General features: G+C 72.1%; 23 protein-coding genes and 1 pseudogene. 8 read left to right on the top strand and 16 right to left on the bottom strand.

The window, feature by feature from the left end; genetic code table 11:
• Positions 1-1,269, bottom strand: a complete 1,269-nt coding sequence (locus AC07GB_RS25665; RefSeq protein WP_478849277.1) for an ABC transporter substrate-binding protein — start codon at positions 1,267-1,269, stop codon at positions 1-3.
• A 276-nt stretch (positions 1,270-1,545) separates the two neighbouring features.
• On the opposite strand from AC07GB_RS25665, the pseudogene AC07GB_RS25660 reads away from it, so the two are divergent.
• Positions 1,546-3,602: pseudogene (locus tag AC07GB_RS25660) on the top strand (NPCBM/NEW2 domain-containing protein).
• A gap of 54 nt (positions 3,603-3,656) precedes the next feature.
• On the opposite strand, the gene AC07GB_RS25655 reads toward AC07GB_RS25660, so the two are convergent.
• Positions 3,657-4,628: an ROK family protein gene (locus AC07GB_RS25655; RefSeq protein ID WP_478849275.1), complete on the bottom strand. Its 972-nt coding sequence runs from the start codon at positions 4,626-4,628 to the stop codon at positions 3,657-3,659.
• A gap of 453 nt (positions 4,629-5,081) precedes the next feature.
• On the opposite strand from AC07GB_RS25655, the gene AC07GB_RS25650 reads away from it, so the two are divergent.
• A complete protein-coding gene (locus AC07GB_RS25650; RefSeq protein ID WP_478849386.1) occupies positions 5,082-6,068 on the top strand; it encodes a LacI family DNA-binding transcriptional regulator in 987 nt (328 codons plus the stop codon).
• Between the two features lie 12 nt (positions 6,069-6,080).
• Here AC07GB_RS25650 and AC07GB_RS25645 read toward each other — a convergent pair whose 3' ends face one another.
• Entirely contained in the window at positions 6,081-7,388 is a 1,308-nt protein-coding gene (locus tag AC07GB_RS25645) for a DUF6986 family protein (RefSeq protein WP_478849273.1), read from the bottom strand.
• A 284-nt stretch (positions 7,389-7,672) separates the two neighbouring features.
• Here AC07GB_RS25645 and AC07GB_RS25640 point away from each other — a divergent pair, with 284 nt between their 5' ends.
• A complete protein-coding gene (locus AC07GB_RS25640) occupies positions 7,673-8,578 on the top strand; it encodes an endonuclease/exonuclease/phosphatase family protein (RefSeq protein WP_478849271.1) in 906 nt (301 codons plus the stop codon).
• Between the two features lie 60 nt (positions 8,579-8,638).
• Here the strand turns inward: AC07GB_RS25640 and AC07GB_RS25635 are convergent, their stop codons facing one another.
• The 4 genes from AC07GB_RS25635 to AC07GB_RS25620 all read right to left on the bottom strand — a co-directional run bounded on the left by AC07GB_RS25635 (position 8,639) and on the right by AC07GB_RS25620 (position 11,750).
• Positions 8,639-9,601, bottom strand: a complete 963-nt coding sequence (locus tag AC07GB_RS25635) for an electron transfer flavoprotein subunit alpha/FixB family protein (protein WP_478849269.1) — start codon at positions 9,599-9,601, stop codon at positions 8,639-8,641.
• Positions 9,602-9,660: 59 nt separating this feature from the next.
• Positions 9,661-10,449, bottom strand: coding sequence for an electron transfer flavoprotein subunit beta/FixA family protein (locus AC07GB_RS25630; protein WP_478849268.1), 789 nt, complete (start codon positions 10,447-10,449; stop codon positions 9,661-9,663).
• A gap of 230 nt (positions 10,450-10,679) precedes the next feature.
• Positions 10,680-11,186 carry a flavin reductase family protein gene (locus AC07GB_RS25625; RefSeq protein ID WP_478849266.1) on the bottom strand — a complete coding sequence of 169 codons (507 nt, stop codon included), beginning with the start codon at positions 11,184-11,186 and terminating at the stop codon, positions 10,680-10,682.
• A 228-nt stretch (positions 11,187-11,414) separates the two neighbouring features.
• Entirely contained in the window at positions 11,415-11,750 is a 336-nt protein-coding gene (locus AC07GB_RS25620; protein WP_478849264.1) for a thioredoxin family protein, read from the bottom strand.
• 259 nt (positions 11,751-12,009) lie between these two features.
• Between AC07GB_RS25620 and AC07GB_RS25615 the strand changes: the two genes are divergently transcribed.
• Entirely contained in the window at positions 12,010-12,738 is a 729-nt protein-coding gene (locus AC07GB_RS25615) for a lysophospholipid acyltransferase family protein (RefSeq protein ID WP_478849262.1), read from the top strand.
• Positions 12,739-12,760: 22 nt separating this feature from the next.
• Here AC07GB_RS25615 and AC07GB_RS25610 read toward each other — a convergent pair whose 3' ends face one another.
• From AC07GB_RS25610 to AC07GB_RS25585, 6 genes are all read right to left on the bottom strand, one after another.
• Positions 12,761-13,450 carry a B3/B4 domain-containing protein gene (locus AC07GB_RS25610; RefSeq protein ID WP_478849260.1) on the bottom strand — a complete coding sequence of 230 codons (690 nt, stop codon included), beginning with the start codon at positions 13,448-13,450 and terminating at the stop codon, positions 12,761-12,763.
• 112 nt (positions 13,451-13,562) lie between these two features.
• The gene (locus AC07GB_RS25605) at positions 13,563-15,806 is read right to left on the bottom strand and encodes a glycosyl hydrolase family 95 catalytic domain-containing protein (protein ID WP_478849258.1); all 2,244 of its coding nucleotides are present in this window, start codon (positions 15,804-15,806) and stop codon (positions 13,563-13,565) included.
• Between the two features lie 180 nt (positions 15,807-15,986).
• Positions 15,987-16,595 (bottom strand): transglutaminase domain-containing protein, encoded by a 609-nt coding sequence (locus AC07GB_RS25600; RefSeq protein WP_478849256.1) that lies wholly within the window; start codon positions 16,593-16,595, stop codon positions 15,987-15,989.
• Between the two features lie 120 nt (positions 16,596-16,715).
• A complete protein-coding gene (locus tag AC07GB_RS25595; RefSeq protein ID WP_478849254.1) occupies positions 16,716-17,786 on the bottom strand; it encodes a threonine aldolase family protein in 1,071 nt (356 codons plus the stop codon).
• Positions 17,783-18,523 (bottom strand): SDR family NAD(P)-dependent oxidoreductase, encoded by a 741-nt coding sequence (locus AC07GB_RS25590; protein WP_478849252.1) that lies wholly within the window; start codon positions 18,521-18,523, stop codon positions 17,783-17,785. The genes AC07GB_RS25595 and AC07GB_RS25590 overlap by 4 nt, the downstream gene beginning before the upstream one ends.
• Before the next feature lie 26 nt (positions 18,524-18,549).
• Entirely contained in the window at positions 18,550-19,953 is a 1,404-nt protein-coding gene (locus tag AC07GB_RS25585) for a DUF6421 family protein (protein ID WP_478849250.1), read from the bottom strand.
• 612 nt (positions 19,954-20,565) lie between these two features.
• On the opposite strand from AC07GB_RS25585, the gene AC07GB_RS25580 reads away from it, so the two are divergent.
• The 3 genes from AC07GB_RS25580 to AC07GB_RS25570 all read left to right on the top strand — a co-directional run bounded on the left by AC07GB_RS25580 (position 20,566) and on the right by AC07GB_RS25570 (position 22,274).
• On the top strand, positions 20,566-21,312 hold the full coding sequence (locus tag AC07GB_RS25580; protein WP_478849249.1) for a lysophospholipid acyltransferase family protein: 747 nt from the start codon (positions 20,566-20,568) through the stop codon (positions 21,310-21,312).
• Positions 21,313-21,389: 77 nt separating this feature from the next.
• Positions 21,390-21,515, top strand: coding sequence for a hypothetical protein (locus AC07GB_RS25575; protein WP_478849247.1), 126 nt, complete (start codon positions 21,390-21,392; stop codon positions 21,513-21,515).
• 75 nt (positions 21,516-21,590) lie between these two features.
• Positions 21,591-22,274 carry a glycerophosphodiester phosphodiesterase gene (locus tag AC07GB_RS25570; protein ID WP_478849245.1) on the top strand — a complete coding sequence of 228 codons (684 nt, stop codon included), beginning with the start codon at positions 21,591-21,593 and terminating at the stop codon, positions 22,272-22,274.
• A 79-nt stretch (positions 22,275-22,353) separates the two neighbouring features.
• Here AC07GB_RS25570 and AC07GB_RS25565 read toward each other — a convergent pair whose 3' ends face one another.
• Entirely contained in the window at positions 22,354-22,908 is a 555-nt protein-coding gene (locus AC07GB_RS25565) for a GNAT family N-acetyltransferase (RefSeq protein ID WP_478849243.1), read from the bottom strand.
• Positions 22,909-23,010: 102 nt separating this feature from the next.
• Between AC07GB_RS25565 and AC07GB_RS25560 the strand changes: the two genes are divergently transcribed.
• Positions 23,011-23,397, top strand: coding sequence for a VOC family protein (locus AC07GB_RS25560; RefSeq protein WP_478849241.1), 387 nt, complete (start codon positions 23,011-23,013; stop codon positions 23,395-23,397).
• Between the two features lie 16 nt (positions 23,398-23,413).
• Here AC07GB_RS25560 and AC07GB_RS25555 read toward each other — a convergent pair whose 3' ends face one another.
• Positions 23,414-23,944 (bottom strand): MarR family winged helix-turn-helix transcriptional regulator, encoded by a 531-nt coding sequence (locus AC07GB_RS25555; protein ID WP_478849239.1) that lies wholly within the window; start codon positions 23,942-23,944, stop codon positions 23,414-23,416.
• Positions 23,945-23,986: 42 nt separating this feature from the next.
• Positions 23,987-25,582: an FUSC family protein gene (locus AC07GB_RS25550; protein ID WP_478849384.1), complete on the bottom strand. Its 1,596-nt coding sequence runs from the start codon at positions 25,580-25,582 to the stop codon at positions 23,987-23,989.
• Positions 25,583-25,710 lie beyond the last annotated feature (128 nt).

Genomic DNA, 25,710 nt, shown 5'->3' with positions numbered 1-25,710 from the left:
TCAGCTCGCGGACATGGAGAAGATGTCCTTCTTCTGCCGTTCGATCCGGTTGCAGAGGCCGTCGACGTCCTTGGGGTCGTCGATGAAGTCCTGCAACGCCTTGATCATGACGGTCTGGGCGAAATCGGGCCGGGTGTCGCGGTCCAGGAACTGGGAGATCTGCTCGGCCTCGGCGACCAGTGCGGCGGATTTCTTCTGCAGCGGGGTGTACTTGCTGGTTTCCGCGTCCTCGTTGACCGCGACGTTGTTCGGATCGCCCTTGAGGTAGGCGTCCTCGGCCTCCGCCGTGCCGAGCCACTTCATGAAGTCCTTGGCGCCTTCCACGTTCCTCGACTTCTTCGGGATGAGGAATCCGTCGATGGGCGCCTCGACGGCGTCCTGGCCGTGCCGCGGGTCGATCTCGGGGAACGGGAAGAAGTCGATGTCGTCGCGCTCGCTCTCGGGGAACTGGCTGCCGGGATGCGGCATACCGAACACGGCCATGCCGGTCCTGCGGCGCTGGAGGCCCTGCCCGGCCTCCTCCCAGGTCCGGCCGAGGGCGCCCTTCTGGTAATACGGCATGAGTTCGCGCCACAGGTCGAAGACCTTCTTGACCTTCCGGTCGGTCCACGCCTGCTCGCCCGCCATCAGGCTCTTGTGGAAGTCGTATCCGTTGAGCCGCAGGTTGATGTAGTCGAAGGTGCCCATCGCGGGCCAGCCGTCCTTGTCGCAGAAGGCGACGGGAGTGCCGTCCTTGTGCATCTTCTTGGCGAGCGCGATGAACTGGTCCCAGTTCCGTGCCGGTGCGTATCCCCGCTCGTCGAAGAGGCTCTTCCGGTGGAAGACCGCCCACGGGTAGTAGTAGTACGGCACGAAGTACTGCTTCCCTTCGTGCGTGGACTGCTCCTTCAGGGCCCGCGAGAAGCCCTGGAAGCCCTTCCACACGTCGCTGATCTCGACGAGCAGGCCCTTCTCGGCGAAGTACTGCATGCGGTATCCGGCGAACCACATGAACACGTTGTCAGGCGACCCTTGCAGATAGCGCGTGATGTTCTGCTGGAATTCGTTGTGCTCCGTGGTGTTGACCTTGACGCGTTTGCCGCTCTCCTTCTCGTACGCCGCGAAGGCCCGCGCGAACGCTTTCTTGGGCACGGCGTCCGAGGCGTTGGAGCCCACCGTCACCTCGTTCTTGTCGCCGCCGGGCCCGTCGCCGCAGGCGGTGAGCAGGGCCGGGAGCGTGACCGCGCCGGCGCCGAGGGCCGTGCCGCGCAGGAGGTTCCGGCGGGACATCGGATGTCCCTGCGCATTCCGCGGGACGGTCGGACCGTGGGGCCCGGCGAGATCTGACGGTGTCATGTCCCCCTCCTCGGGGTGCAACCCAACACAACCGAACGCGAGGATTGGATCTCACTCCCAAGACTTACCGCCGTCAAGGGTTCTGACACCGGATGTTCGAACCGTTACCCCTCCTCTTCCAACAGACTTAAACACGCTCTACCGTAAGCGCGCACACGTGACACGTACACGGAGACATCCCATCTTCCGCGAGTACGGAGGAACGTAACGATGCGTCACCTTCTCACCCGCACATCCCGCCGAAGAGTGGTCGGATCCCTCACCGCGGCACTGCTCTGCGCGGCGGGGCTCGCCTCGCCCGCCGCGGCGGGCGAGGCACGGAACACGGAGGGCTCCCGGTCCCCGGCCGTCGACGGGCCCCGGCTCCCCGACGGCCTCGCGCTGACCCCGCCGATGGGCTTCAACAACTGGAACGCCACCCACTGCCGCGCCGAGTTCGACGAGGCGATGGTCAAGGGGATCGCCGACATCTTCGTCTCGAAGGGCCTCAAGGACGCGGGCTACCAGTACGTCAACCTCGACGACTGCTGGGCCCTGCCGCAGCGCGACGCGAACGGCAAGCTCGTGCCCGACCCCAAGCGGTTCCCGGGCGGCATCAAGGCCGTCGCCGACTACGTGCACGGCAAGGGCCTCAAGCTCGGCATCTACACCAGCGCGGGCACCAAGACCTGCAACCAGGCGGGCTTCCCCGGGGCACTCGGCCACGAGCGCAGCGACGCGCAGCAGTTCGCGGAGTGGGGCGTCGACTACCTCAAGTACGACAACTGCAACAACCAGGGCGTGGACGCCAAGAAGCGGTACACCGCCATGCGCGACGCCCTCAAGGCCGCGGCACGGAGCACGGGGCGCCCCATCGTCTACAGCATCTGCGAGTGGGGCGAGAACAAGCCCTGGGAGTGGGCGTCCGACGTCGGCCACCTGTGGCGCACGACCGGCGACATCAGCGACAACTGGGGCTCGATGCTCGCCATCATGAAGCGGAACCTGCCGCTCGCGCGCTACGCGGGCCCCGGCCACTGGAACGACCCGGACATGCTCGAAGTCGGCAACGGCGGCATGACCGACACCGAGTACCGCACGCACTTCTCCCTGTGGTCGATCATGGCCGCACCCCTGCTCATCGGCTCCGACCTGCGCAAGGTCTCGCCCCAGACCTTCGACATCCTCGGCAACAAGGAAGTCATCGCGGTCGACCAGGACCCGCTCGGCAAGCAGGGCACCGTCGTCTCGTCCACCGGCGGGCGGTGGGTCGTCGCCAAGGAGATGAGGGACGGCAGCCGCGCGGTCGCGCTCTTCAACGAGACGGGCAGCCCGCAGCGCATCGCCACGACCGCGCAGGCCGTCGGCCTGCCGCAGGCCCCCGGCTACACGCTGCGCGACCTGTGGAAGCACGAGAGCTTCCACACCGCGGGCACCATCTCCGCGACCGTGCCCGCGCACGGCACCGTCCTGGTCCGCGTCGCCGCCGACGGCGCCTGGAACGACAAGCCCCCGGCCGTCGAACTCGGCCTCGACGGCGACACGTTGGCCGAGGCGGCAGGCCCGAAAAGGTCACCACCCGCGTCACCAACCTCGGCCGCACCCCCGCGCGCCAGGTCAGCACGCGCCTCACCGGCCCCGCCGGCTGGCAGGTCAAGGCCACGGCACCCACGAACACGGCCGCCCTGCCCACCGGCAAGGCCCTCACCACCTCCTGGACCGTGACACCACCCCCGGGCACGCCCACCGGCGCGTACGCCCTCGACCTCAAGGCGACCTATCGCGGCCCGGGCGGCCGTCAGGTCGAGAGCGCGCTGCCCCTGACGGCCCGGGTGGTCCTCGCGCCGCCCGCGGGCCGCTCCGCCCTGAGCGACCTGCCCTGGATCTCCACCACCAACGGCTGGGGCCCCGTGGAGAAGGACACCAGCAACGGCGAGAGCGGGGCGGGCGACGGCAGTCCGCTCACCATCGACGGCACGGTGTACGCCAAGGGCCTCGGCGTCCACGCGGAGAGCGACGTCGCCTACTACGCGGGCGGCGCCTGCGAACGGCTGACCGCGCGGGTCGGCGTCGACGACGAGAAGCTCCTCAAGGGCACCGTCGCCTTCGAGGTCTGGGCCGACGGCGAGAAGGCCGCGTCGACCGGCGTCCTCACGAACCAGATGCCCGCCCAGACCCTCTCCGCCGACGTCAGCGGCGCCGAGGTGGTGCGCCTCGTCGTCACCGACGGCGGCGACGGCATCGACTCCGACCACGCGGACTGGGCGGAGCCGGTGCTCAGCTGCTGAGCGACCCGACGGGCGCCACTCCCCGGTGGCGCCGCACCGGAGCCGCGGGCCCGCTCAGCCGTTGACGGTGGACCGCAGCCGCGGCACCGCCGGATCGGGGAAGGCCCGCAGCGCGGCCGCAGCGGCGCCCACCAGGCCCGCGTCCGTGCCCATCAGGGCCGGGGCGACCGTCAGTTGGCGTACGAAGGACAGCGCGGCGTAGTCCCGCAGGGCGCGGCGCAGCGGTGCGAACAGGACGTCGCCCGCCATCGCCACGCCCCCGCCGATCACCGCGATGTCGATCTCGACGAGCGTGGCGGTGGCGGCGATGCCGGCCGCGAGCGCCTGGGCGGCCCGGTCGAAGGACGCCGTGGCGACCAGGTCGCCCGCGCGGGCCGCCACGGCCACGGCCGCCGCCGATGTGTCGCCGTCCGGGCCCGGCCGCCAGCCCGCCTCCAGGGCGCGCCGGGCGATGTTCGGGCCGCTCGCGATCCGCTCGACGCAGCCGCGGGCGCCGCAGGGACACGGGTCGCCGTCCAGGTCGACACAGATGTGGCCGATGTGGCCCGCGTTGCCCGTGGGGCCGGGGTGGAGCGAGCCGCCCAGGATCAGGCCGCCGCCGACGCCGGTGGACACCACCATGCACAGGGCGTTGTCGTGGCCCTGGGCGGCGCCGAGCCAGTGCTCGGCGGCCGTCATCGCCACGCCGTCGCCCACCAGCTCCACGGGCAGGCCGTGGGTGGCGGCGCGCACGCGCTCGACCAGGGGGTAGCCGCGCCAGCCGGGCACGTTGACGGGGCTGACCGTGCCCGCCGACGCGTCCACGGGGCCCGCGCTGCCGATGCCGACGGCGCGCACCTGGGCCCACGGCTCCCCGGCCGCCAGCTCGCCGAGCACGCCCTCGACCGCCCCCATCACGGTGTCCCCGTCCTCGCGCGCGGGCGTCGGCCGCTGGGTGCGCAGCAGGATCCGGCCGCGGCCGTCCACCAGGGCTCCGGCGATCTTGGTGCCGCCGATGTCGAGTGCGGCGACGAGGTCCGTGGGCATCACTGTCAGATCTCCTGGTGAAAGGGCAGGCCGGAGAGTGCGGGGGGACAGTCTCTCGCGCTTCTGACAACGTTGTCCAGGTGCTATGCCCGATGCCACACGGTGGGCTCGCCCGCCCACCGCCGGAATCGGGGCCCCGGCCACGGCGGCGCCGGACGCTACCCCCGGGTAAACACCGGACATCCCACCCCCCGTATACATAGTGGACGTCAGATGAGCCCCGCACACCGTGGAAACCCGAACTTCCGCACGCGAACCGGCCTCCGTTACGCACACTGGGTCCGCGACCCGCGCGGCACAGCCCCGTAGGGGACGACAGAACAGCCCCGTAGTGGACGACAGACAGGACAGCGCACCGTGGCAGAGACCGCCCGCACCCCCGTCTCCCGCCGCCGCCCCGACGGCAGTTCGGACCCCGCGGACCCCAGGAGCCGCTACGGCAACCGGCCGACCATGAAGGACGTCGCCGCCCGTGCGGGCGTGGGCCTCAAGACGGTCTCCCGCGTCGTGAACGGCGAGCCGGGGGTCACGCCCGACACCGAGCGGCGCGTCCAGGAGGCCATCGACGCCCTCGGCTTTAGGCGCAACGACAGCGCGCGGGTGCTGCGCAAGGGCCGCACGGCCAGCATCGGGCTCGTCCTGGAGGACCTGGCCGACCCGTTCTACGGCCCGCTGAGCCGTGCCGTGGAGGAGGTGGCGCGGGCGCACGGGGCGCTGCTCATCAACGGTTCGAGCGCCGAGGACCCGGACCGCGAGCAGGAGTTGGTGCTCGCGCTGTGCGCGCGGCGCGTCGACGGCCTCGTGGTGATCCCCGCGGGCGACGACCACCGCTATCTGGAGCCGGAGATCGCCGCGGGTGTCGCCACGGTGTTCGTGGACCGGCCGCCGGGGCGTATCGACGCGGACGTGGTGCTCTCCGACAGCTTCGGCGGGGCGCGTGACGGCGTCGCGCACCTCATCGCGCACGGTCACCGCCGCATCGGCTTCATCGGTGACCAGCCGCGCATCCACACCGCCATAGAGCGCCTGCGGGGCTACCGCGCGGCGATGGCGGAGGCTGGCATCGAGGTCGACGAGTCCTGGGTGTCCCTCGGCCTCACCCACCCCGAGCGCGTGGCCCGGGCCGCCGAGACGATGCTGGCGGGCCCGGCCCCGGTCACCGCGGTCTTCGCGGGCAACAACCGCGTGACGGTCACCGTCGTCCGCGTCCTGGCGGGCCTGTCCCGCCCCGTGGCCCTGGTCGGCTTCGACGACATCGAGCTGGCCGACCTGCTCCGGCCGGGTGTCACCGTGGTCGCCCAGGACGCGGCCCAGCTCGGCCGCACGGCGGCGGAGCGCCTCTTCCGGCAGCTGGACGGCGCGGCGGGGCCGCCGGAGCGGGTGGAGCTGCCGACGCGCCTGATCACCCGGGGGTCGGGAGAGCTGGCGCCCGCGGACTGAGCGGGGCGGGCGCTACTTGGCCGACGGCGTGAGGTCGCCCCGGCGCGGCCCCGCGTACGTCTGGAGCCCGGCCAGGGTGAGTCCGGTGAGCCGGGTGACCTCAGCGGTGTCGAGGGCGCCGCAGTCCAGGCCGCGCAGCAGGTACCCGGCGAGGGCCTTGGCGGTGGCGGGCTCGTCCGCGATGTCGCCCGTGGTCCGGTTGGCGTACGCGGCCAGGCGGGCGGCGGCCTGCTCGAAGCCCTCGCGGTAGAACGCGAACACGGCGGCGTAGCGGGTCGGGATGTGGCCGGGGTGCATGTCCCAGCCCTGGTAGTAGGCGCGGGCCAGGGCGCGCCGGGTGAGGCCGTAGTGCAGGCGCCAGGCGTCGTGGACCTTCGCCGTGGGACCGACGGGCAGGACGTTCGTGGAGCCGTCGGACACGCGTACGCCCGTACCCGCCGCCGCGACCTGCATGATCGCCTTGGCGTGGTCGGCGGCCGGGTGGTCGCTCGCCTGGTACGCGGCCGACACGCCGAGGCAGGCGCTGTAGTCGAAGGTGCCGTAGTGCAGGCCGGTGGCGCGGCCCTCGGCTGCGTCGATCATGCGGGCGACGGCCGCGGTGCCGTCGGCGGCGAGGATCGACTGGCTGGTCTCGATCTGGATCTCGAAGCCGATCCGGCCGGGGGTGAGGCCGCGGGCCTTCTCGAACTCCTCCAGGAGCCGCACCATCGCGGTGACCTGCTGCGGATACGTCACCTTGGGCAGCGTCAGGACGAGTCCGTCGGGCAGGCCGCCCGCCTCCATGAGGCCGGAGAGGAAGACGTCGAGGGTGCGGATGCCGCGGTCCCGTACGGCGGCTTCCATGCACTTCATGCGGATGCCCATGTACGGGGCGGTGTGCCCCGGGGCGCCGTGCGCGTACGTCTCGGCGATCAGCCGGGCCGCGCGCGCCGCGTGGGTGTCCTCGTCGGCGTCCGTGCGCCCGCCGTAGCCGTCCTCGAAGTCGACCCGGATGTCTTCCACGGGCTCGCGCTCCAGCTTGGCCCGCACGCGCGCGTAGACCGGCTCGGCGAGGTCGTCGGCGAGGCCGAGGACGGCGGCGAAGGCGCCGGCGTCCGGCGCGTGCTCGTCGAGGGCGGCGAGTGCCCGGTCCCCCCAGGTGCGGATCGTGTCGGCGGCGAACAGCTCGCCGGGCACGTACACGGTGTGGACGGGCTGGCGGGTGCCGGGGTCTCCGGGGTAGCGGCGCTCGAGCTCCTCGTCCACCGGCGTGAGCGAGGCGCTGACGCGCTCGCTCACGGCGCCCGCGAGACTCGTCGTCACCTTTTCCTGCTGACCCATCCGTGCACCCTCCACCTTGATAGTGCGGCGTTCCGCGCTCACGGTGTTCCATGGCGGGGACGCCGGCGAACCGCCTGTCCACTATTCCGCTTAACGGAATCAGGTATCCGTATGGCGAAGTTATCCGTGTACCTTCCCCCTGGTCAACACCTTCTCGCGTACCGGACCCCGGCCGTTCACGCCTGTCTCAGATGGTGCTTCCACACTCCGGTGGGCCCTTCCACCCTGCCCGGGTCCGCGCCCTGCCCCACTGCGCCGCACCGCGACCGATCGAAGGAGAACGCGTGCCGACCGACACACCTGTGACCCGCCGCTCCGGCCTGCGTACGGCCGTGGCCACCGCGACGGCCGTCACGGTCCCCCTGCTCGCCACGGCGCTCGCCGCCGCGCCCGCGCACGCCGTGGAGCGCCCGGGCCGCCGCCTGGAGGTCATGAGCTTCAACCTGCGCTACGCGAGCCCCACACCGCCGAACTCCTGGCCGGAGCGCCGCCCCGTGACCCGGGAGCTGCTGCGCCGCGCGCGGCCCCACGTCATCGGCACCCAGGAGGGCCTCTACCAGCAGGTCCGGGACATCGCCGAGGACCTGGGCCCGCACTACGCCTGGATCGGCACGGGCCGCGCGGGCGGCAGCCGCGACGAGTTCATGACCGTCTACTACGACACGCGCAGGCTGACGCCCGTCGAGTACGACCACTTCTGGCTCTCGGACACCCCGGACGTGGTCGGCTCCAACAGCTGGGGCGGCGGCTCCATCCGCATGGTCACCTGGGTCCGCTTCCTCGACCGGCGCACGGAGCGCGAGCTGTACGTCCTCAACACCCATCTGGACAACCACAGTCAGTACGCGCGCACGCGGGCCGCGCGTCTGATCTCCGACCGCCTCTCCGCCCTCGACCGCACCCTGCCGAAGGTCGTCACCGGCGACTTCAACGTCGCGGCCCACAAGAACCCGGTCTACGACACGCTGCTCGAGGCGGGGCTCGTCGACACCTGGGACGCCGCCGCCGAACGCAGCAAGCCGTACGCGACGTTCCACGGCTACAAGCCGCTCGTGCCGGACGGCGACCGCATCGACTGGATTCTGGCGACACCGGCCGCGCGGGTGCACGCGGCGGCCATCAACACCTTCTCCCTGGACGGGCAGTTCCCGAGCGACCACCTGCCGGTGCAGGCGAGCCTGACGCTGTGACGCACGAGGCCCCCGGCCCCGCGCGCGGCGGAACCGGGGGCCTCGTGCCCTTCGAACAGCTCAGCCCTTGCGGGACTTGACCTCTTCGGTGAGCTGCGGGACGACCTCGAAGAGGTCGCCGACCACGCCGTAGTCCACGAGGTCGAAGATCGGGGCCTCGGCGTCCTTGTTGACGGCGACGATGGTCTTCGACGTCTGCATGCCCGCGCGGTGCTGGATCGCGCCGGAGATGCCGGAGGCGATGTACAGCTGCGGCGAGACGGACTTGCCGGTCTGGCCGACCTGGTTGGAGTGCGGGTACCAGCCGGCGTCGACGGCGGCGCGCGAGGCGCCGACAGCCGCGCCGAGCGAGTCGGCGAGCGCCTCGATGATCGCGAAGTTCTCGGCGCCGTTGACACCGCGGCCGCCGGAGACCACGATCGCGGCCTCGGTCAGCTCGGGGCGGCCCGTCGACTCGCGCGGGGTGCGCGCGGTGACCTTGGTGCCGGTGGCCTGGTCGGAGAAGGTGACGGACAGGGCCTCGACGGTGCCCGCGGCCGGGGCGGCCTCCACCGGCGCCGAGTTCGGCTTGACGGTGATGACCGGCGTGCCGTGGGTGATGCGGGACTTGGTGGTGAACGCGGCCGCGAACACGGACTGCGTGGCCACCGGGCCCTCGTCGCCCGCCTCCAGGTCGACGGCGTCGGTGATGATGCCGGACTTGACGCGGACCGCGAGGCGGGCCGCGATCTCCTTGCCCTCGGCGGACGACGGCACGAGCACCGCGGCCGGGGACACGGCGTCGTACGCGGCCTGGAGCGCGTCCACCTTCGGCACGACGAGGTAGTCGGCGAACTCGGGGGCGTCGGCCGTGAGGACCTTGACCGCGCCGTGCTCGGCGAGCGTGGCGGCGGTGGCCTCGGCGCCGGCGCCGAGCGCGACGGCGACGGGCTCGCCGATGCGGCGGGCCAGGGTCAGCAGCTCGAGGGTGGGCTTGCGGACGGCTCCGTCGACGTGGTCGACGTAGACGAGAACTTCAGCCATGGGACTTCAATCTCCTGCGATTACGAAGAAGCTGGGGCGGTTGAGGGAGTGACTGAAGCTCAGATGAACTTCTGGCCCGCGAGGAACTCGGCGAGCTGCTTGCCGCCCTCGCCCTCGTCCTTGACGATCGTGCCCGCGGTGCGCGCGGGACGCTCGGCGGCGGAGTCGACCTTGGTCCAGGCGCCTTCGAGGCCGACCTCTTCGGCGTCGATGTCCAGGTCGTCCAGGTCCAGGGACTCCACCGGCTTCTTCTTGGCCGCCATGATGCCCTTGAAGGAGGGGTAGCGGGCCTCGCCCGACTGGTCCGTGACGGACACGACGGCCGGCAGGGACGCCTCCAGCTGCTCGGACGCGGTGTCGCCGTCACGGCGGCCCTTCACGACGCCGCCGTCGACGGAGACCTCGGAGAGCAGCGTGACCTGCGGGACGCCCAGGCGCTCGGAGAGGATCGCCGGGAGCACGCCCATGGTGCCGTCCGTCGAGGCCATACCGGCGATGACGAGGTCGTAGCCCGTCTTCTCGATGGCCTTGGCGAGGACCAGCGAGGTGCCCATCACGTCCGTGCCGTGCAGGTCGTCGTCCTCGACGTGGACGGCCTTGTCGGCGCCCATGGACAGGGCCTTGCGCAGCGCGTCCTTGGCGTCCTCGGGGCCGACGGTCAGGACCGTGATCTCGGCCTCGTCGTCCGCCGCCTCCTTGATCTGGAGGGCCTGCTCGACCGCGTACTCGTCGAGTTCCGAGAGGAGGCCGTCCACGTCGTCACGGTCGACGGTCAGGTCCTCGGCGAAGTGCCGATCGCCGGTGGCGTCGGGCACGTACTTCACACAGACAACGATCCTCAAGCTCACGCCGGCTCTCCTACTGCATCGTCATTACTGGGCTGCTGCCTTGGCTGCGGCTACTGCCTTCTTGCAGGCAGCATAGGCGCCTGAAGCGGCGGATCCCGATCGGGGCGGCCCCCGCTCCAACCGGAATATTACTCATGAGTACACCCAGTGCTTTCCCGCTAAGCAAGCGCTTTGAACTGTGACCTTCGCAACGCTCCGTAATCGCGCGCACCACGCGCTTCCGGGAACTCTCAGTCACGCAGCGCGTTGAAGCGCCCCTGGTGGTACAGCAGCGGGCGGCCCGCCCCCGCGGGGTCGCCGGTGACCGCCTCCGCGAGCACGATCCGGTGGTCGCCCGCGGGCACCCGCGCCACGACGCGGCACACCAGCCACGCGAGGACGCCGTCGAGCACGGGTACGCCGTGCGGTCCGTCGGACCAGCGCGTGGCGGGGCCGAACCGGTCGGCGCCGCTGCGCGCGAACGTCGCGGCCAGCTCTTCCTGATGCTCGCCGAGGACGTGGACGCCGACGTACTCGGCCCGGGATATCGCGGGCCAGCTGGAGGCGCCCGTACCGATGCCGAACGAGATCATGGGCGGCTCGGCGGAGACCGAGGTCAGCGAGGTGGCGGTGAAGCCGACGGGACCTGCGCCCCGCGCGGTGATCACCGCGACCCCGGCCGCGTGCCGCCGGAAGACGGAGCGCAGCAGGTCGGGCGCGGCGAGCTGGGGGATGTCGAGGTCGGGTGAAGCCGTCATGGAGTTGTCCTTCTTCAGGAGGTACGAGCGGGTCCGTGGCTGCTCAGCGGGACCAACAGCGCGCACTGGCATGACGGGCGAGGTCCACGTGGACGCGCTCGTAGAGAAGGAGCTCCGGTGGCATGGCAGCAGGCTGTCGACAGCTGGCCGGTGCAGTCAAGCCCTCGCGGGCGCGGCGAAGATCACTCAGGAGCACGGGCCCCTCCTTCCGAGGTCGTGGCCCCCGCCTCATACGGCCGCGCCGAGCGCCGCGATGACGTCGGCCTTGCGCGGCTGCCCCGCGGCACGCCGCACCACGCGCCCGGCGCGGTCGAGGACGAGCACCGTGGGCGTCTTCTCGACGCGCAGTTCCCGGACGAGGTCCAGGGCGGCCTCGGCGTCGATCTCCACGTGCGCCACTCCGGGCACCATCGCGGCGACGTCGGAAAGGACCCTGCGGGTTGCCCGGCAGGGCTGGCAGAAGGCACTGGAGAACTGCACGAGCGTGGCCCGCTCGCCGAGCGGCCCGCCCAGGTCCGCCGCACCGAGCAGCCGTTCGCTCTCGCGTCCGCGCACCACCGTCACCCGTGTCTCCCGCCCTTCTCCGTCGCCCGCCGGGGCACCGGCCCGCCCCCGGCCGGGGGCGCACATACCTCTTTCCCTACAAGCCGCGCGCGTGCGCAAAGATTCCGACGTGACGAGAATCTCCCGCACTACGGGCACTAACGCTGGCCAGTCGCTCGTTCTTGGGGCACGATCTGCGGAGCCGTATACCTACGGATCCGTAACTTGGTTTCCTGCCAAAGGCCCTCTCCTCTGGCAGTGATGAAGGGCCTCCCCACCCATGGCAGAACTCGTGTACCGACCGATCGTCGGCGTCGCCAAGACCTTCTTCAAGGCACTGGACCTGAAGATCGACTGCAAGGGTTCCGAGAACATTCCCCGCACGGGTGGCGCGGTCCTCGTCAGCAACCACATCAGTTATCTCGACTTCATCTTCAGCGGTCTGGCGGCACTTCCGCAGAAGCGCCTGGTGCGCTTCATGGCGAAGGAGTCGGTGTTCCGCCACAAGATCTCCGGTCCGCTGATGCGCGGCATGAAGCACATTCCCGTGGACCGCAAGCAGGGCGACCAGGCGTATGCCCACGCCCTGGACTCGCTGCGCTCGGGCGAGATCATCGGCGTCTTCCCCGAGGCGACGATCTCTCAGTCGTTCACCCTGAAGTCCTTCAAGACGGGCGCCGCGCGCCTGGCCCAGGAGGCGGGCGTCCCGCTGGTCCCGATGGCGGTCTGGGGCACGCAGCGGATCTGGACGAAGGGGCACCCGCGCAATTTCAAGCGCCAGCACCTGCCGGTGACGATCCGGGTCGGCGAGCGCGTGGAGGCGCCGAAGGACCAGTACGCGGGCGCGATCACGCGGCGCCTGCGCGAGTGCTGCCACGAGCTTCTCGAAGCCGCGCAGCGCGCCTATCCCGGCCGCCCCAAGGGCGCGGACGACACCTGGTGGCTCCCCGCCCACCTGGGCGGCACGGCCCCGACCGCGGCGGAGGTCCGCGCGGCCGAGGCCCACTGACGGCGCTTCCGCCGGCCAGGCCCTAGGCCGCCGGTTCGTGGACGACGATCCGCGAGCCGGGGCTGAACTTCTCCAGAAGCTCGGCGAGTTCCGCGCCCGCCGCGTCGAGGCCCGCGTGCGGGCCCATGCCTTCGAGCAGGAAGACCGCGTTGACGGTCCGCTCGGTGAGGCGGGTGCGCGGGCCCTGCCGCCAGTTCCAGCGGCGGCAGGTCACGCCCTCGTCGTCGCGCCAGACGACCTCACCGGCCTCGGGGCGCTCGACGGCCTCCTCCCCTCCGGCCATGGTGACGAAGTCCTCGTCCCCGGTGGCGCGGACGAGCCGCATGCCGCCCACGATGTGGTCCAGGTCCTCGCCGCCGACGGGGATCAGATGGGCCACGCTGATCGCGTTGTAGACGTCGACCAGCGCGTTGATCCGGGGCAGGCCCGCGTCGGTCAGGGCCCGCTTGGCCAGCGCCTCGGCGGAGTTGCGGGTGCGCGAGGGCTTGGCGCCGAAGGCCGTGTAGGCGGCGCGCCAGTCCACCATGTGCGGGTCCTCGTGCGGGGCGCGGCCGTCGAGGCGCGCGGCGAGGCGTCGCGCGGCGTCGTCGAGGAGGGCGGAGGTGCCGTCCGTACTGGGGCCGTTCACGAGGTCGTACGCCTCGATGGCGAGGTGGGTGAAGCCGGGCGTGAGCGTCCGCACGTCGTCGGACACGGTGAGCGTGAGCGTCATGATCTGCCTTGGGTCGCGGACATCATCAGCGGAAGTACAGCATAGAGCACCATGCAGTGCATCGCGCTGTACTCCCTTTTCGGGTCAGGCCTGCGCCACGCCCCCGGCAGGTTCACGGCAGCCCCCAGGCCGGTTCGCTCGCGTTGCCGGGCACGTCCCGCGGCCCCGGCGTGGGGCGGGTGCCCTTCGGGGTGACCAGGGCCGTCTGCCCGCGCCGCAGCGGGATCTCGATCACGTCGCTCCCCCGGTGCGGCAGCCGCCGCCCCCGCTCGTCGCGTACGTCGATCTCCCCGGCGATGCCGTGCCGCAGGCGCAGCGGCTCCCCGGCCTCGCTGCGCACCCGCACCCACTCCGTGCGCCCGGCGCGCCGCGAGGCGTCGACGAGGAACGCGCCCTGCGTACGCACCTGTTGGAGGCCCGCGTCCCGCCAGGCGCCGGGCACGGCGGGGAAGACCCGCACCACTCCCCCGTGGCTCTGCGTCAGCATGTCGAGCAGGGACCGGGCCGCCGCGACGGGGCTCTCCAGGGCGAAGTTGGAGCCTTCGCGGTACATGGTGTTGGGGGTGAGCGCGCAGTTGTCGGTCACGTTGCCGTCCACGAAGAACCGCAGCTGGCGCAGGGCCCGCTCCGGCTCGCCGAACAGCGTCTCCATGGAGGCGGCCGCCGCGTAGCTGTAGCCGTGCCAGCGGTCCTGCCGGCCGGCCCAGTGGTCGAAGCTGCGCCGGTCGAGCCCTTCCTGGAGCGGGTGGAGCCACAGCAGGTGGGAGAAGTGGCGGTGCGAGTCGGCGAGCGGGACCCCGGCGCCGATCATGACGCCGTTCTCGTCGCGGTGGTACGGGACGAGACGGTCGCGGATGTCCCGCCACCGCCGCTCGTCGGGGTCCCGCAGGCGCAGCCGCCGCGCGGAGTCGAGCAGGGTGGTGACGCCCCACCGCAGCAGTGACAGGTCGTAGGTGCAGTCGGCGGCGTTGGCGTACTCGGGCGAGCGGGTCTCGGGCAGGTGCAGCTTGCCGTCGGAGCCCTCGGTGAGGTGGCGGGCGTAGTAGCGGACCGCCTTGGCCAGGACCGGGCGGATGACGTGCCGCAGGACGTCGTCGTCCATGTGGTGGCGGTAGCTGACCCACGCGGTGTGCAAGGCCCAGACGAGATTGCCCGTGTGGTCGTTGGGGCTCACTCCGGGCACGCCCACGTAGCGCGGCCCTGAGCGCAGGCGCCAGTCGCCGGGGTGGCACAGCGCGTAGGTCTCGCCGTCGCGCAGCTCCGGGCGGATGTTGGTCTCCAGGTGCGCGTGGTCGCGGGCGAACGTCGGTGTGACGGCGTCGAGTTCGCGGTGGTTGGAGCCGTCGGCGAGCGGATACGTCACCTGGACGTTCGTGTTCCACCAGATGCTCGTCCAGTTGTTGCCCGTCTCCGGGAACCACGGGCCGAAGACCGGGGTGACGGGGCCTTCGGCGCGGGTCGCGCATGCCAGCTTGTACAGCTGGATCCAGTAGAAGCGCTGGAGCTTCTTGTCGGGCACGGAGACGAAGCTGCGCCGGTGGAAGGCGCGCCACCAGCGGCGGTGGCGGGCCACGGCCTCCTCGGCCGAGCCGTCGAGCGCCTTCTCGACCGTGCGGAGCGCCCGCTCCCGGCCGGTGGAGTCCGGGTGGCCGTACGCGAGGGTGGCCGCGAGGAGGCGCCTGGTGCCGGAGCGCCGCTCGCGCCAGGCCGTGGTGTAGCCGCCGCCCGCGTGCAGGGGCTGCTCGACGTGGCCGGGGCCGGTGGCGGGGTCGGGGTTGGCGCTGTAGTCGGGCGGGACCCTGACGGTGCGGGTGGTGCGCGAGGGCAGCGCGGTGAACCCCCAGGCGGTGGCCTCCTCGCCCGCGCTCGGCGCCGTCGAGACCAGGAGCACGTCCTCGTGGCTGAGGACCACGGCGGAGAAGGCGACGCTGCCTCGGGTGGTGGTGACGGTGCCGGCCAGCTCGGCGTCGTCCAGGTCCAGGCGCCAGTCGACGCCGGTGACCGTTCCGGCGAAGGTGAGCGTCAGGAAGCCGACGCCGAGCCGGGAGTAGCCGATCGCGGCCTCCCACTGACCGCGCTGGTCCTGTACGTGTGAGTGGTTGACCATGAACCGCAGGGCGTTGCCCTCGCCGGGCGCGGCGTACACGTGCGCGGCGAGGAAGCCGTTGCCGAGGAACGGCCCTTCCTGCCAGCCGCGCGGGAGCCGCTTCCACACCAGGGCGGCGTCCCGCAGGAGCGCGCCATGCGTGTCCGCGCGGGGCGCCGCCGCGGGTGCGGCCCAGGCGACGGGCGAGCCCGCAGCGACGAGGGCTCCGGAGGCGCCTGCGACGAAGGCGCGCCGTGAGATGGGGGTCATGGCGTGGGCCTCTCCAACAGCGGTGCGGACAGGGCGGGTCGGCGTACGCAGCATCGGGGCCGCGCCGTGCCGCGTCAAGCACTCCGACAGGAATAGGTCGGATGACTCGACGCCGACCGTCTCGCACACGCCCCCCATGAAGGCACAGGCGCCGCATGTCCGTCCGCTACATCCGATGTTTCAGCCCTGCGTCTTCGGCAGCTTCTCCGGCAGCCGCTCCCAGAGGCGGGGCCGGTCCGGGGCCGCCTTCATGACCTCCAGCAGCTCCGGGTTCGGCTCGGCGTACAGGCTTGGGTAGTCGACCTCTCCGGCGGCCGTGTCCACCGGGAAGGCGAGGCGCTCGCCCGTGAGCGAGAACCGCGCGTCCACGCCCGGCTTGTTGCCGCGCGGGTCCTGGCGGTGCCAGGCCCCGTCGAAGCGCACGGCGACGAGGCCGTGCAGCACGAAGCCGCTGCCGTCGTCATGAAGGAGCCGCTGGTAGCACAGGGCCGTGGGGATGTCCTCGGCACGCAGCAGCGCGGCGAGCGCGTGCGCCTTGGCGTGACAGATGCCGGTGCGCCGCTCCAGGACGTCGGATGCGCGCCACGTCACGCGCGGATCCCCGGCGTCCGCGGAGTGCGGGATGGTGTCGCGGACGAACGCGTAGGCCGCGCGAGCGTATACGTATGAATCGGCGCTGTTCTTGGCCAAGCGCGCCGCGGTCTCCCGGACCAGGGGGTGCGTATGGTCGATGGCCTCGTCCGCCGCGAGATAGGCGGAAAGATATGGATTCTCCTGGGTCAGCTCCATGGGGCGCGAGCATAGGAAAGCGGCCGATCGAGAGTCAATGACTTTTCGATCGGCTGCATATCTATACGCAATAGCTGAGCCCACGCGTCGGTCTCAAGGCCCGGCGCGTGCCTCGGCCGCTCAGCGCGCCATTTCCTCCTTCAGCGCCGCCACGAAGCCGTCGACGTCGTCCTCCGTGGTGTCGAAGGAGCACATCCAGCGGACGTCTCCTGCGGCCTCGTCCCAGTAGTAGAAGCGGTACCGCTTCAGGAGGCGCTCGGCGACGTCGTGCGGCAGCCGTGCGAAGACGGCGTTGGCCTGCACCGGGTAGAGGATCTCCACGCCGTGCACCGCGCGGACGCCCTCGGCGAGGCGCTGGGCCATCTCGTTGGCCTGCCGGGCGTTGCGCAGCCACAGGTCCTTGGTGAGCAGCGCCTCGAACTGCACCGAGACGAAGCGCATCTTGGAGGCGAGCTGCATGGACAGCTTGCGCAGGTGCTTCATGTGGCGCACCGCGTCGCGGTTGAGGACGACGACGGCCTCGCCGAACAGCGCGCCGTTCTTCGTGCCGCCCAGCGAGAGGATGTCGACGCCCACGGCGTTGGTGAACGCCCGCATCGGCACGTCGAGCGAGGCGGCCGCGTTGGCCAGGCGGGCGCCGTCGAGGTGCACCAGCATGCCGAGCCCGTGGGCGTGGTCGACGATCGCGCGTATCTCGTCGACCGTGTAGACGGTGCCCAGCTCGGTGTTCTGCGCGAGGGAGACCACCTGCGGCATGGCCCGGTGCTCGTCGTCCCAGCCGAAGGCCTGCCGGTCGATCAGCTCGGGGGTGAGCTTGCCGTCGGGCGTCGGCACGGTGAGCAGCTTCAGGCCGCCCATGCGCTCGGGGGCACCGCCCTCGTCCACGTGGATGTGCGCGCTCTCCGCGCAGATCACCGCGCCCCAGCGGTCGGTGACCGCCTGGAGGGCGACGATGTTGGCCCCGGTGCCGTTGAAGACCGGGAACGCCTCGGCGCCCGCGCCGAAGTGGCCGCGGATGACCTGCTGGAGGTGGTCGGTGTACACGTCCTCGCCGTAGGCGACCTGGTGGCCGCCGTTAGCGAGGGCGAGCGCCGCCATGACCTCCGGGTGCGCTCCCGCGTAGTTGTCGCTCGCGAGACCGCGGAAGGCGGGGTCGTGATGCCGCCTGGCGTCGGTCTTCGGAGGGTTCACGGCTTCTCGGTCAGCCACAGACGTTTCCCGTTCACATCCGATGCGGGTCGTTCCCAGACGCCGGCGACGGCCTCGGCCAGCTCCTTGACGTCGGTGAAGCCCGCGAACTTCGCGTTGGGGCGCTCCGCGCGCATCGCGTCGTGCACCAGCGCCTTGACGATCAGGATGGCAGCCGCGGCGCGCGGGCCGTCCTCGCCCCCCTCTTTGCGGAAGGCGTCGGCGAGCGCGAGCGTCCAGGCCTCGGCCGCGGCCTTCGCCGCCGCGTAAGCCGCGTTCCCGGCGGTCGGCTTGCTGGCGCCCGCGGCGCTGATCAGCAGGTAGCGGCCGTTGCCCCCGCGCTGGAGGCCGCCCTGGAAGGCGAGCGACGTGTGCTGCACCGTGCGGATCAGGAGGTCCTCGAGGAGGTCCCAGTCGCCGAGGTCGGTGTCGGCGAAGGAGGAGCTGCCGCGCCAGCCGCCGACGAGGTGGACCAGGCCGTCGATCCGGCCGAACTCCTTCTCCGTGCGGTCGGCCCAGGCGCGGGCGGCGTCCAGGTCGAGCAGGTCGACCGTGTCGCCGGTGACCGTGGCGCCGCCGTGCGCGTAGCGCGCCGCGTCCACGGCCTCCGCCAGGCGCGAGGCGTCGGCGTCGGACGCGACCACGGTCGCCCCCGCCTCCGCGAGGCGCAGCAGGGTGGCCCGCCCCGCGGGACCTGCGGCCCCCGCCACCGCGATCACGGCTCCGTCGAGTGCGGACATGGCCCTCGCCTCCTTGGTGTGGCCGCTCACGCGGCGACCGTCTCGGCGCCCGACTCCGCAGTGATCCCCTTGGTGGAGGCGATCACGTGCTTGAGCTTCTTGGAGAGCGCCTCATAGAACATGCTGAGTGGAAATTCGTCGGGAAGCACGTCGTCTACCAGTTTGCGCGGCGGGAGCGAGGTGTCCAGGGCGTCCGGGCCCTTGGCCCAGCGCGAGCCGGGGTGCGGTGCCAGGTAGGTGGAAACCAGCTGGTAGCCGGCGAGCCAGTGCACGAGCTTGGGCCGGTCGATGCCGTCGCGGTAGAGCTTCTCGATCTCCGCGCAGAGCTGGTTGGTGATCTGCGGGGCGCGCTGCCAGTCGATCTTCAGCTTGTTGTCGGTCCAGCGGACGACGTCGTGCTTGTGCAGGTACGCGAAGAGGAGCTGGCCGCCGACGCCGTCGTAGTTGCGCACGCGGTCGCCGGTGACGGGGAAGCGGAACATCCGGTCGAAGAGCACCGCGTACTGCACGTCACGGGCCTGCGGCACGCCCTCGGCCTCCAGCTTCACGGCCTCCTTGAAGGCGGTGAGGTCACACCGCAGCTCCTCGAGGCCGTACATCCAGAACGGCTGGCGCTGCTTGATCATGAAGGGGTCGAAGGGCAGGTCGCCATGGCTGTGGGTGCGGTCGTGGACCATGTCCCACAGGACGAACGCCTCCTGGCAGCGGGCCTGGTCGGCGACCATGGCGCGGATGTCGTCCGGCAGCTCGATGCCGAGGATGTCCACGGCGGCCTCCGTGACCCGGCGGAAGCGGGCGGCCTCGCGGTCGCAGAAGATGCCGCCCCAGGTGAAGCGCTCAGGGGCCTCGCGCACGGCGATCGTCTCGGGGAAGAGGACCGCGGAGTTCGTGTCGTACCCGGCGGTGAAGTCCTCGAAGGTGATGCCGCAGAACAGCGGGTTGTCGTAGCGCGTGCGCTCTAGCTCGGCGAGCCACTCGGGCCACACCATGCGCAGCACGACCGCTTCGAAGTTGCGGTCCGGATTGCCGTTCTGCGTGTACATGGGGAAGACCACGAGGTGCTGGAGGCCGTCCTCGCGGCGGGCCGCCGGGTGGAAGGCGAGCAGCGAGTCGAGGAAGTCCGGCACCAGGAAGCCGCCGTCGGCCCACTTGCGCAGATCTCCCACCAGCGCCGTGAGATACGCGGCGTCGTGCGGAAGCAGCGGGGCCAGCTCCTCGACGGCGGCTATGAGGCCGTCGACCGCCTCCCCCGCGGCGGCCTTCGAGGGCGCGCCCTCGCGCTCGAAGTCGATCGAGCCGTCCTTGGACTGCCAGGGCCTGATCCGCTCGACGGCACCCTTGAGCACCGGCCACGCCGGGTGGTCCACCACACGCCCGTCGCGGGAAGCCCCAGGGCTGTCCGCCACCGTCCGCACAAGAATTTCCGTCATGTCCCATCCTCCACGGGAGAACCTCGCGTCTGAGCAGCGTATGTGTGTGAGCTTCTCCGTCACAAGAGGGGATCCGGGAAATTATCCTGCCCACCCTCCACTGGGCCGCTGTTTTTCCTGTCGCTCGGGGCCTGGGCGGCCGTCCTCCCCCACGGTTTCCCGCTCCGGACGGGCGGACACCCCCACCCGCGGGCCACGGGGCGAGGCAGCCCGCCCGCGCAAGAGCGCGACGTCGCCCCGGAGGCGCATTCCACGAGTACGGCCACACGCGAAAGGCCCGCGCCCCGGAAAACGCGCCGGGAATGCGAACAGAAAGGGAGAGGCGGACCGAGCGGCACCCCCGCCACAGGGAATGAGCCAGCGCCTCCCGTATTCCACCGAGCACGCCCACCGCTGGCATCACTCCAGGTCAGAGGCGTCACCTCGCCTCGTATACAGGCGCTACGACTCCCAACCTTTCAGCTCCCCAATTGTTCAGCAGACCATGATTCACACGCTTTTCAGCCGCGTTCCGATCGTGTCTTCGGCTGGCTCGATTCGCCTTCTCCCTCCCGTCCCGAAAGGCGGCTAACGTGCCCCCGCGCGGGGGAAGTCGAGGAGGGGATCAGCGGAATGTTCTATGCCGTTTTCAGGTGTGTCGTCCTGATACCGCTGCTGCGGTGGCTGTTCCGGCCACGGATCGAGGGGCTCGCCAACGTCCCGGCCCGGGGCGCGGCGATCGTGGCGGGCAACCACCAGTCGTTCTGCGACCAGTTCCTGCTGGGCGTGACGCTGCGGCGGCGCATCAACTTCCTGGCCAAGCAGGAGTACTTCACGGGCAAGGGCCTGCGAGGACGCCTCGCCGCCGCGTTCTTCCGGGGCATCGGCGCGATCCCCGTGGACCGCTCGGGGGGCGGCGCGGGGCAGGCCGCCGTCGAGGCCGGGCTCGACGTGCTCGGCCGGGGCGGTGTCCTCGGCATCTTCCCCGAGGGCACGCGCTCGCACGACGGGCGCCTGTACAAGGGCAGGGTGGGCGTGGCGGCGATGGCCCTGCGGTCCGGCGCGCCGGTGATCCCGTGCGCCATGATCGGCACGTTCGAGGCCCAGCCCGCGGGCCGCAGGGTGCCCAGCGTCGTGCCGATCACCCTGCGCTTCGGCAGGCCGCTCGACTTCTCCAAGTACGCGGGCATGGAGGACCAGCGCGCCGCCCTGCGGGCCGCGACCGACGAGATCATGTACGCGATCCTGGAGCTGTCGGGCCAGGAGTACGTCGACACGTACGCCGTGGACGCCAAGGCCAAGGCCGCGGCCCAGGAGCTGGCACGCCGCACCCGCAGGCGCCCGAGTCAACCCCCGGCCGACGCGCCCACCCACGGGTGAGACAGCTCGCGGTCCGGGCGCCCGCGGCGGTAGGACGGGCCGGGTCAGCCGTCCCCGCCGCAGGGAGCGCCGAACCGTTGAGCACCCGCGCCGTTCTTGTCGCCGCCGTCATCACCGGACTGATCCTGGGCATCGTCGGCACCAGACCCGACGATTCCACGCCGCCCCGCGGGGGCGGTCCCGTCGCGGAGGCGGGCGATTAGGCTGCGGCCGTGCCGCGCGGTCCCCTGCCTCCGCACCGCGCGGAGCCGAGCCGCCGTCGACGGAAGCGAGTGATCTTGAACTTCCTCACCATCGGGCATCGCGGTGTCATGGGCATCGAACCCGAGAACACCCTGCGGTCCTTCGTCGCCGCGCAAACCGCGGGCCTGGACGTCATCGAACTGGATCTGCACCTCAGCAAGGACGGCGCCCTCGTCGTCATGCACGACGCCGACGTGCGCCGCACCACCGACGGCACCGGCCCCATCGCCGAGAAGACCCTCGCCGAGCTGCGCGAGCTGGACGCGGGCCTGGGCGAGCGCGTCCCCGTCTTCGAGGAGGTCCTCGACGCCGTCCGGACGCCGTTGCAGGCCGAGATCAAGGACGTGGCGGCCGCGCGTGCCCTCGCCGACGTCATGCACGCGCGGGACCTGGTCGGCCGGGTGGAGGTCCTCTCCTTCCACGACGAGGCGATCGCCGAGATCGCCCGGCTCGTCCCCGGCGTGCGCACGGCGCTCGTCGCCAGCCGCTACGGCGTGGACGTGGTGGAGCGCGCCACCGCGGCCGGCGCCGCCACGCTGGTCCTGAACATCCGAAGACTGACCCTGGAGATCGTCGAACGCGCCCGCGAGGCGGACCTCAGAATCATCGGCTGGGTCGTGAACACCCAGGACGATCTGCGGCTGGTACGCGCGCTCCAGCTCGACGGCGCGACGACGGACTACCCGGACATCAAGCGGACGGGGCGCTTCACGGCGTGAGGGGCCCTCGGGGCCCGGCGTGAGGGCCTCGGGGCACGGCGAGAGGGCCCCCTCAGGGCCCTCTCCCCGCCGCTGCGCCTCAGCCGATCTGCTTCACCAGAAGCTCGAACTCCAGGTCGTCGCGCTGGGGGATGCCGAAGCGCTCGTCGCCGTACGGGAAGGGGCTCATCTTTCCCGTACGGCGGTAGCCGCGCCGCTCGTACCAGGCGATCAGCTCCTCCCGGACGGAGATCACCGTCATGTGCATCTCCCGGGCGCACCACGTCGTCCGCGCGATCCGCTCCGCCTCCGCCATGATCACCTTGCCGAGGCCCGCGCCCTGGAGCGCCGGGCTGACGGCGAACATCCCGAAGTACACGTGGTCCCCGCGGTGTTCGAGCTGGCAGCAGGCGACAATGCGGCCCTCCCGCTCCACCACGAGCAGCTTGCTGTCGGGCGCGGAGATGACCTGGACGACGCCCTCCGGGTCGGTGCGCTGACCGTCCAGGATGTCCGCCTCTGTGGTCCACCCGGCGCGGCTGTCGTCGCCGCGGTACGCCGACTCGATCAGCCCGACCAGCGCGTCCACGTCGGCTTCGGTGGCGTCCCGGAAGGTGAGGTCGCCGTGCGTGCTCGGGTGCGGGGCGGTCGCCATGTGAGCGTGTCTCCGATCTGTGCTGGTGCGCTGCCGTCACGTGGGGAACCACGGGCCCCCGCACGCACCGCCGAGCGTAACCCGGGACTAAGGTGCGGCCGCATGGTGCACGTACTCAGCAGCAGAATCCTCCTGCGCCCCACCGACCCGGAGCGCACCCGGACCTTCTACGGCACGGACCTCGGTCTCGCCGTCCACCGCGAGTTCGGCACCGGGCCCGAACGCGGCACGGTGTACTTCCTGGGCGGCGGCTTCCTCGAGGTCTCCGGGCGCTCGGCGGAACCGCCGTCACCCGCGCTCCAGTTGTGGCTCCAGGTCGCGGACGCGCACGCCGCGCACGAGGACCTGGCCGCGCGCGGCGTGGAGATCCTCCGCCCGCCGGTCAAGGAGCCCTGGGGTCTCGTCGAGATGTGGATCGCCGACCCGGACGGCGTGCGCATCGCGGTGGTGGAGGTGCCGGAGGACCATCCGCTGCGCTACCGCCCCTAGGGCCTGTCCGAGGCCGTCACCCGCGTGGGACGCCGAGTCGCCCCTCCAGTTGGCCGAGCAGCTCGCCCAGGAGCGTCCCGAGGCGCTCCTGGCCGTCGCCCGCGAGGCCCGCGAGCACCGTCGTCTCGTACGCCAGCTGGTCGGGCAGGACGGCGTCGACGAGGTCACGGCCCGCGTCGGTGAGACGGACGTGCGTGACGCGGCGGTCCCGCGTGTCGGGGCGGCGGTCGATCAGGGCGCGCTCCTGGAGCTGCTTGAGGCGCTTGGTGACCGCCGCGCCCGAGGAGAAGGTCTCGCGGGCCAGCTCGCCGGGGGTCAGCTCGTGACCGGTGCGGCGCAGGGCACCGAGCAGGTCGAACTCCGGGCGGGTCAGGCCCGCCCGGCGCAGCGGGGCGTCCTCCGCCTGCTGGAGGAGGGCCGCGCAGCGGTTGATGCGGCCGATGACCTCCATCGGCGCGGTGTCCACGCCCGGATGCACCTGCCGCCACTGGCGGACCACCGCGGCCACCGTGTCGCCCGCACCCGCCCGGCCGTACCCACTCGTCATCCCCGCGCCCCGCTCCTCGTGCTCGTGCTCAAGCTGTCGGTGTCACCGCCGCGCGCCCTCGGCGGGCAGCGGTCCACCACGTACCGTAGCCGCGAGCGTACGGTGCCCGGCCCGCTCGGCGTCGGCCACCCGGCGCGCGGGAAGCTCGCGCTGCCACCACTCGCCCGCGGCCGTGTCGTGGGCGGCGCGCAGCGCGACGAGGCTCGCGGTCAGGCGGCGCCGGGCCCGGTGCAGGTCGGGAGCGGGCCCGGTCAGGGCGCGTTCGGCGTGGGCGCGGGCCCGCTCCGCCGCGGCGAGGGCGTGCTCGATGTGGTCGGCGGCCCGCCGGTTGGTGACGGCCACGGCGGCGACGAGGCCGAGCAGCGCGCCGAGCAGCGTGTCCACGACGCGGTCGGCGATCAGGGCGCCGGGGTCCTGGAAGCGCCCGAACTCGGTGACGAGGAGCGCCATCGGCGTCACGCACACACAGCCCAGCCAGTAGTTGCGGGAGATGAGCGCCTCCGCGCCGAAGGCGCAGAGCAGCCCGCACACGATCAGCGCGGCGTGGTCGTGGTGCGCGAGCGGCACGAGCGCGGCGAAGGCGGCCACGCCCACGACGTTGCCGACCACGCGCTGCACGCCGCGGCTCCAGGTCAGGGTGACGTTGGCCTGGTAGAGGGACGCGGCGGTGACCAGCGCCCAGTACGGGCGGCCCACGCCGAGCGCGAGCGCCGCGTATCCGGCGAGGGCGCAGCCGACGGCGGTGCGCAGCGCGACGGGCAGCAGCGGCGACCCGGGCGCGAGCCGCCGCCACAGCGGCAGCGCGGCCTCGGCCGCCTCGGCCCGCTCCAGCGGAGGGTGCGCGTCCACGGTGCCGGCGTCCGGGACGGCTCCGGTGCCGCGCAGCCCCTCCGCCAGGTCCCGTAGCCGCGCGGGGTCACCGGCGGCGGGCGCGGCGAGGGCCTCCTCCGCGGTCGCCGCGAGCCGGTGCAGCGCGGCCCTGGTCGCATCGCTGCGGGTGGCGTGCAGGGACTGCCAGGCGGCGTGCACGGCGTCGGCAGCCGCGGCACGGGCCCGCACGGCGGCCGCGGGCTCGCTCGCGTCGGCGGCCACGGCGTCGGCGTACGCGGCCGCCGCGCGCAGGGCCCGGGCGGTGGCGCGCCGCTCGGGGCCGTACGGGCGCAGGGGCGCGGGCGCCATGCCGACGAGCCACGCCACCGCCCCGGCGCCGAGCGTCAGGGCGAGGTGGCCGGGCACCTCGCCGATGCGCTGCTGTGCGAACAGGCTCGCCGAGCTGACGAAGGTGAAGATCAGGTGGCCGGGCGGGCCGACGCGGGTGGCGTCGCACAGCGCCTTCTGGGCGGCGGCGAGCAGCGCCCCCAGCGTCACGAGCACCACCGCGCCGGGCGCGAGCGCGGCGGCGGTCAGGGCGACCGCCACGCCCGCGGCCATCCCGGCGACGACCCAGGCGAGGGCGCGGGCCCGCGCGGCGTACGGCAGTTGGTGGGCGTACAGGGCGCAGAGCGACCCGGCCATCGTGTACATCACGAGGTCCAGGCGGCCGAGGGCGAGCAGCGTCAGATGGGGGATCGCCATGGCGACGAGGACGCTCGTCGCGGGCTTGAACCAGATGTCCGACGGCTTGCCGAGGCGCAGCACGCCGACGAGCGGAAGCCGCCGGACGTGCGCGCGCAGCGAGGGACGGGACCGGGGCGCGGCGTGGGCCGGGGACGAGGTGCGGGCCGTAGGCGGGGTGCGGGCCGTAGGCGGGGTGCGGGTCGGGGGTG

The sequence above is a fragment of the Streptomyces sp. NPDC045778 genome (assembly GCF_056431945.1).
This window is presented reverse-complemented; position numbering and strand designations above follow the sequence as displayed.

Bases quoted from the DNA above. Each gene is read 5' to 3' on its own strand.
- AC07GB_RS25610 (WP_478849260.1), bottom strand. From the start codon at position 13,450: ATGACGCTCACGCTCACCGTGTCCGACGACGTGCGGACGCTCACGCCC.
- AC07GB_RS25600 (WP_478849256.1), bottom strand. From the start codon at position 16,595: ATGGAGCTGACCCAGGAGAATCCATATCTTTCCGCCTATCTCGCGGCG.
- AC07GB_RS25590 (WP_478849252.1), bottom strand. From the start codon at position 18,523: ATGTCCGCACTCGACGGAGCCGTGATCGCGGTGGCGGGGGCCGCAGGT.
- AC07GB_RS25625 (WP_478849266.1), bottom strand. From the start codon at position 11,186: ATGACGGCTTCACCCGACCTCGACATCCCCCAGCTCGCCGCGCCCGAC.
- AC07GB_RS25585 (WP_478849250.1), bottom strand. From the start codon at position 19,953: ATGACGGAAATTCTTGTGCGGACGGTGGCGGACAGCCCTGGGGCTTCC.
- AC07GB_RS25650 (WP_478849386.1), top strand. From the start codon at position 5,082: ATGAAGGACGTCGCCGCCCGTGCGGGCGTGGGCCTCAAGACGGTCTCC.
- AC07GB_RS25580 (WP_478849249.1), top strand. From the start codon at position 20,566: ATGTTCTATGCCGTTTTCAGGTGTGTCGTCCTGATACCGCTGCTGCGG.
- AC07GB_RS25645 (WP_478849273.1), bottom strand. From the start codon at position 7,388: ATGGGTCAGCAGGAAAAGGTGACGACGAGTCTCGCGGGCGCCGTGAGC.
- AC07GB_RS25560 (WP_478849241.1), top strand. From the start codon at position 23,011: ATGGTGCACGTACTCAGCAGCAGAATCCTCCTGCGCCCCACCGACCCG.
- AC07GB_RS25565 (WP_478849243.1), bottom strand. From the start codon at position 22,908: ATGGCGACCGCCCCGCACCCGAGCACGCACGGCGACCTCACCTTCCGG.
- AC07GB_RS25605 (WP_478849258.1), bottom strand. From the start codon at position 15,806: ATGACCCCCATCTCACGGCGCGCCTTCGTCGCAGGCGCCTCCGGAGCC.
- AC07GB_RS25665 (WP_478849277.1), bottom strand. From the start codon at position 1,269: ATGTCCCGCCGGAACCTCCTGCGCGGCACGGCCCTCGGCGCCGGCGCG.
- AC07GB_RS25655 (WP_478849275.1), bottom strand. From the start codon at position 4,628: ATGCCCACGGACCTCGTCGCCGCACTCGACATCGGCGGCACCAAGATC.
- AC07GB_RS25635 (WP_478849269.1), bottom strand. From the start codon at position 9,601: ATGGCTGAAGTTCTCGTCTACGTCGACCACGTCGACGGAGCCGTCCGC.
- AC07GB_RS25615 (WP_478849262.1), top strand. From the start codon at position 12,010: ATGGCAGAACTCGTGTACCGACCGATCGTCGGCGTCGCCAAGACCTTC.
- AC07GB_RS25555 (WP_478849239.1), bottom strand. From the start codon at position 23,944: ATGACGAGTGGGTACGGCCGGGCGGGTGCGGGCGACACGGTGGCCGCG.